Source organism: Bradyrhizobium sp. URHD0069 (assembly GCF_000701345.1).
Classification (GTDB): domain Bacteria; phylum Pseudomonadota; class Alphaproteobacteria; order Rhizobiales; family Xanthobacteraceae; genus Bradyrhizobium.
Genome location: NZ_KL370776.1, coordinates 1 through 5,195, shown reverse-complemented (window position 1 = coordinate 5,195; position 5,195 = coordinate 1). Strand labels below are relative to the sequence as shown.

Below are 5,195 nucleotides of genomic sequence, written 5' to 3'. Positions count from 1 at the left end.
ATCGTAGTTTCGTTTTGAATATTGCGGCCAGTCCAGGGCGAGACCATTGCGCACGAGCCAATCGCCGAGGTCAGCGCCGCCCACCGAGCACTCGCGACTGTGCGACCGTATCGGTCCAGCGATATTGGCAGGCAATTTACCGGCCGCCCTGCAATGAAGGCATCCAGATCGTTCGCCGCCTTTGCACCGCACCGATACTGCAAGCTGTCGTCGCCGCGACAAAGTTGACTACTTTCCGGCGCGTCGACTCCCCAAATGCGAATGCGCAATCCGTGGATTTCCAGCGTATCCCCATCGATGATGCTGGCCTGCCCGACCATATCTCCCGAATAGGCACTGCCGCTTGCCAGGAGCAACATCAAACAGATCACCCATCTTGTGCGCATCAGTCGTGTACCGTCATCTGGTGGTAGAGTCTCGTGGCACGGGCATCGTTTATTTTGTATGATCGCTCCTGCGCGAGTTGGATTTAGGCCAGTCCCCTACCACCCTCCCTCGATGGAGTTTTAGCAATGGCGGAGTATGTTCCTAGTCCCCGAGACTGGGTGCGCGAGCAGGTCGAGCTTTACGAAAGTAGTGGTGGAACGAAAGGCACCACGTTACGTGACACCGGGCTGCCTGTCGTCATCGTGACGCACGTCGGCAATAAGACCGGCGCCATCCGAAAGACCCCGCTCATGCGCGTAAAGGATGTCAATAGTTACGTCCTAATCGGGTCACAGGGCGGCGCGCCAACCGATCCAGCCTGGGTGCATAATCTCCGCGTCAATCCGAATGTGGAAATTCGGGACGAGACCGTCGTGCGACCAATGCGAGTGCGTGAGGTCAAGGACGACCGTGAACGGTCTCGGCTCTGGAAGCTCGTTGTGGCGGCGTTTCCGCCTTACGCGGACTACCAAGAACGCACTAATCGCCGGATACCCGTGTTTGTTGCAGAGCAGAATGGATCTCCAGCTTCTTAACTTGGTGCACGAGAGCTGTTTGCGACTACGCCCGAAGCCTGGAACAGACTGGCCGAACTGGCCCAGGCCCATTGGAAGCTCGCCTGCAAGACAGGCGACGAAATCGTGTGCAGCCCATCCTCGCCTCATTGGCGCGGATGGTTGAAACTGGAAAATCGCTGCCTCGTGCCATTCAACAGCTTCGCCGAATAAACATGCGGGACCATTCCGCCTCGACCTCGGCAACCGGGACAACTCCGATCCGTCGCCGCCAGCGGCTGGGACGGCTGTTCGCGTCAGCAATCTCGCGCGTCGACAACTAACCCGCCTTCGGGCAGGTTGGCTTCGATCCAATCGGACAATATTGGGTGCACAGGGCGAACGCTATTTGATATGACTTTATGCCTGAACGTATTTCGCCGCTCAAGGGGTGAGCAATGCTTACAATAGCAAAGGTGATTGTAGTTGTATTATGGTCGGTTGCGCTATGCACATCCACCTTAGCTGAAACACTGCTCACTTCTGATCAACTTAATAAGGTTGTGAAACAGTGCGTTGCCGCAGTACGCGAAGCACCAAGTGAAACGGGGATGGGAGAATTTTATCGGAAGTTCGATGCTTACTACAATTCGCGGACAGGAAAAGTCGAGAATAATGTGGCTACGGTCGGCGATCAGAAAGCGTTCCTCGTATTTAAAAAATGCATGGCCGAAAAGGGATTGCCTCTGGCGTAGTGTCGTGCGGCACTCCCCAGCGCATCATCGCCATCTCCCGCTCGGTGCCTGCGTTGCGCACCACGGGCGCAGGATAGTCGGGAAAAACACCGGGCATCGGCGGCAGGTTGCCAATGTATCGGTTCATTACCCGAAACAGCGGGATGATCGCGGCTTGGTTTGTGGTGATCGAATAAAGATTGCACACGATGTTCTTTCTCTCAGGGATGAGCGTTGGCATCGTCCGAGCATTTGATCGGACTTCCGCTCGCCCGAACGCATACTCGATATAACCACGGCTCGACGTAGCTGCCTGCCCACATCACTCGCCCGGCGTGCTCGGCTTCATGCTGCGCATCATCGTAGTTTCGTTTTGAATATTGCGGCCAGTCCAGGGCGAGACCATTGCGCACGAGCCAATCGCCGAGGTCAGCGCCGCCCACCGAGCACTCGCCACTGTGCGGCCATATCGGTCCAGCGACATTGGCAGGCAGATTACCGGCCGCCGTGCAATGAAGGCATCCAGATCGTTCGCCGCCCTGGCACCGCACCGATACTGCAAGCTGCCCTCGCCGCGACAAACTTGGCTACTTTCCGGCGCATCGACTCCCCAAAGACGAATGCGCGTTCCGTGGATTTCCAGCGTGTCGCCATCGATGACGCTGGCCTGCCCCGTAAAATCACCAGCAGTCGCAACTGCTATCGACCCAAGCGTCAGCGCCGCCAGCACTGCTCCTATCTCGAACAGTTCGCGGATCATCGCCCGATTTTCGGTGATGCTATGTAGATTGCGCATCAGCCGCCCACCGTGCCGCATTTTGTGCAGCGAAAGTGCGCGCTGATCTGATACCAATCCCAATCCGGCAAATCTTTCAATATCAGGCTGCCGCAGTGGCCGCACAGCTTGCCTTTGGGCGGCCCAACGCAATAGACCAGCACAGTTCTAAAGCCCGCGTCCCGGTTGACGGGATCATCCCGGTAACGAAGCCAATGTGCTGGTTTCCGACGCCAAGGCATGGCGCATCAAGCACCTTGGAATTTGCTGGGCAAATGCTGCTAAACATTGGGCTCGGAACCGGCCCGAGCCACTGCGGTCTTGCGCTGCGTCCTGGCGGGGGCCGCCCGCCCTTTTCTCGCCGCCATCGTAATTCAAGGCTTGCAAGGGCAGGTTTTACGGCGGGCAGTGTTCCCGAAGGTCTTCTGTGATCGTCCGACGTTTGCTGCAACAACAGGCTATTGTGTCCCGCCGCGCGCTCCTGGGCGGGCTTGGCTCCTTAACCAGCGCGCTCGCGCTCGGCGGATGCGCCAGCTTGGGCGCGACGGGCGCGCGCTTCGACGCCTCGCGCTCTCAGTAGACCCGACATTGCTCGTCGCAACCACACGCAAGCGGGTGAATGGCGGACGCGCGAAGCCTTGGTTCGGGCCGGAGCGGGCCTCTACGATGACCGTCGCACGGGCGAAGCTGGTGCCGCCGGGCGACGGCCGTTTCACTCTCGCCGCAGTCGGGCTTGACGATTGGCGTCTTGATGAGGTCGAGCCGGTGTCGGGAGAGGTCAGCGATCTTCTCGCGCAGGCCGGCGGCGGACCAGACGTCCTGATCTACGTGCACGGCTTCAAAGAGACGTTCGAGACAGCGGCGCTCGATGCTACGCACCTCTCCGATGGCATCAAGTTCCGTGGCCAGACGATGGTATTCTCCTGGCCGTCCAAGGCGGGACTGTTCGACTACGCGTATGACCGCGAAAGCGCGATGTGGTCCCGCGATGACTTTGAACGCGTGCTCCGTTCCATCGTAACGACCCCGAGCGCCGGCCGCGTCCACATCGTCGCACACAGCATGGGAACCATGCTGACGCTCGAAAGCCTGCGTCAGCTCCACGCGAGATATGGTGACACCGTTGCGGACAGGATCGGGGCCGTGGTGTTCGCCGCGCCGGACATCGACATGGACGTGTTCTCGTCCGCGATCAACCGCATCGGTCCGCTCGCCCGCAAGATCATCGTCATCGCCGCGACAAACGACCGCGCGCTGGCGCTGTCGGGGCAAATCGCCGGTGGGATGACACGGGTCGGCGCCGCCGAAAAGGCCGCCATCGAGCGGCTCGGGGTGCGCGTGATCGATGCTTCCCAGGCAGGCTGGGGGATCATCAACCACGATTTGTTCCTGTCGAATGCGGAGGTGCGGCGGGTGATACGCCGCTCGATTGATGCCGCGGCCGCGTAAACTCGGCTTTGCGGAAACGATGGGTGCCTGCTGGCCGCGATGTCGCGCTCTGGCGCATAATTGGCGCACCCGACACGGATTGCCGAGGGCATACGTAAGCAGGGCTACCGGACGGGAGGAGTGGCGAGCAGGCATTCTGTTTCGAGATAGGTCAAAAGGACCGACCTTCACAAATGACCGCTACTGGGGCACTTTTCAAACCTCGCGCAATGTCCGACTTGATCCCGTAATGGGGTCCAAAGCTGACGTCGCCATTGTCTACCGCCAGCATCACATTAGGTTGGCACCCGCTCTTGCTTGAAAACACGCTGCACCACGCTTGTACCGATGCCGAGCTTCCGGCCGATCTTGAGGATGACGTCACCGCTGGCCTTCAAAAAGTCATTGACCCGGGTGACGTCGCAACTGTTCTTGGGTTTGATAGTCACCTGGCCGTGGGCGCCGTCTATTTTTTTGCTCGCTCGTCCAAGATCAGCATTTTCAACTTTCTGCGCAGTTGAGTGTTAATCTGATAGATCGCTGACATCATGGACGTTTGGCTTTCCCCTTTGCGTTGCAGGCTTTGCGCAACCGCCCGCAATTGCGGCAGGCACGCCTCTGTAGCAGCTTTTGTGATGAGATCGGCGACATCCGGCCCAGTGGCGTAGTGTTGTGCCATGATCGTAGCGCATTTTTCGTAGGCATCTACGGATGCGACGGTCTCATCGCCCAACTCCCCTCTGGCTGGCGCAATAGCGCAAACTACCAATCCCAGTACGGATAGGAATCTCCACCTCATCTCGCAGCCCTCAGCCGTTCCTATATCCTATTAAGATGGCACGCGCTCTTGCTTGAAAACGCGCTGCACCACACTCGTGCCAATGCCGAGCTTCCGGCCGATCTTGAGCATCCCGTCACCTCTGGCTTTCATGGTGCCGGTGCCGCTCCCACCAATGCTGCGCCGGTGGTGATGATCGATAGGGGCGACTTCCATCGATGGCACTCTGAGACATGCCGAGCGGCTCCGAGAATGTCCGCTTCTCTAATCGGCCGTTTGGGGTCAAGCACTTTCAGACTATCCGCCATCACAGTGTCGATGTCGCTCGCGGGCTCGTGCTTCTCTTCGGAATCGGCACCCAGGCCCTTCCATCATGGGATTCGAAGACGAGGTGGAACAATCTTTGGGGCGGCCTTGCCGTCTCACAGACGATAGGTCCAAGCGGACATACGAACTCACCTCATCATCGTCCCGCGAGGGACATCGTTCCACGGCTTGGTGGAACTCGAGTTTTCTCCTATCGCATTGGTTGATCGCCTCTCATGACTTGGCAACCTCCC

General features: G+C 58.8%; 6 protein-coding genes and 3 pseudogenes. 3 read left to right on the top strand and 6 right to left on the bottom strand.

Going from position 1 to position 5,195, the window contains the following annotated elements:
• On the bottom strand, positions 1-359 hold a 359-nt coding region (locus N554_RS41630), incomplete at its 3' end, for a thermonuclease family protein (RefSeq protein WP_371259546.1).
• A gap of 153 nt (positions 360-512) precedes the next feature.
• Here N554_RS41630 and N554_RS39290 point away from each other — a divergent pair.
• Positions 513-962 (top strand): nitroreductase family deazaflavin-dependent oxidoreductase, encoded by a 450-nt coding sequence (locus tag N554_RS39290; protein ID WP_029587212.1) that lies wholly within the window; start codon positions 513-515, stop codon positions 960-962.
• Positions 963-1,079: 117 nt separating this feature from the next.
• Positions 1,080-1,151, top strand: a pseudogene (locus N554_RS42535) (SOS response-associated peptidase); the annotation flags it as partial.
• A 531-nt stretch (positions 1,152-1,682) separates the two neighbouring features.
• On the opposite strand, the pseudogene N554_RS0132275 reads toward N554_RS42535, so the two are convergent.
• Positions 1,683-1,862: pseudogene (locus N554_RS0132275) on the bottom strand (SOS response-associated peptidase); the annotation flags it as partial.
• Positions 1,863-1,976: 114 nt separating this feature from the next.
• A complete protein-coding gene (locus N554_RS36915) occupies positions 1,977-2,450 on the bottom strand; it encodes a thermonuclease family protein (RefSeq protein ID WP_371259545.1) in 474 nt (157 codons plus the stop codon).
• Between the two features lie 406 nt (positions 2,451-2,856).
• Here N554_RS36915 and N554_RS36910 point away from each other — a divergent pair.
• A pseudogene (locus N554_RS36910) lies at positions 2,857-3,878 on the top strand (alpha/beta hydrolase).
• 275 nt (positions 3,879-4,153) lie between these two features.
• On the opposite strand, the gene N554_RS40645 reads toward N554_RS36910, so the two are convergent.
• The 3 genes from N554_RS40645 to N554_RS40640 form a co-directional block, all read right to left on the bottom strand.
• Complete coding sequence (locus N554_RS40645) at positions 4,154-4,306, bottom strand: hypothetical protein (RefSeq protein WP_156042233.1); 153 nt, start codon at positions 4,304-4,306, stop codon at positions 4,154-4,156.
• Positions 4,307-4,323: 17 nt separating this feature from the next.
• The gene (locus N554_RS0132255; protein WP_156042232.1) at positions 4,324-4,590 is read right to left on the bottom strand and encodes a hypothetical protein; all 267 of its coding nucleotides are present in this window, start codon (positions 4,588-4,590) and stop codon (positions 4,324-4,326) included.
• A 96-nt stretch (positions 4,591-4,686) separates the two neighbouring features.
• Complete coding sequence (locus N554_RS40640) at positions 4,687-4,851, bottom strand: hypothetical protein (protein ID WP_156042231.1); 165 nt, start codon at positions 4,849-4,851, stop codon at positions 4,687-4,689.
• Positions 4,852-5,195: the final 344 nt, after the last annotated feature.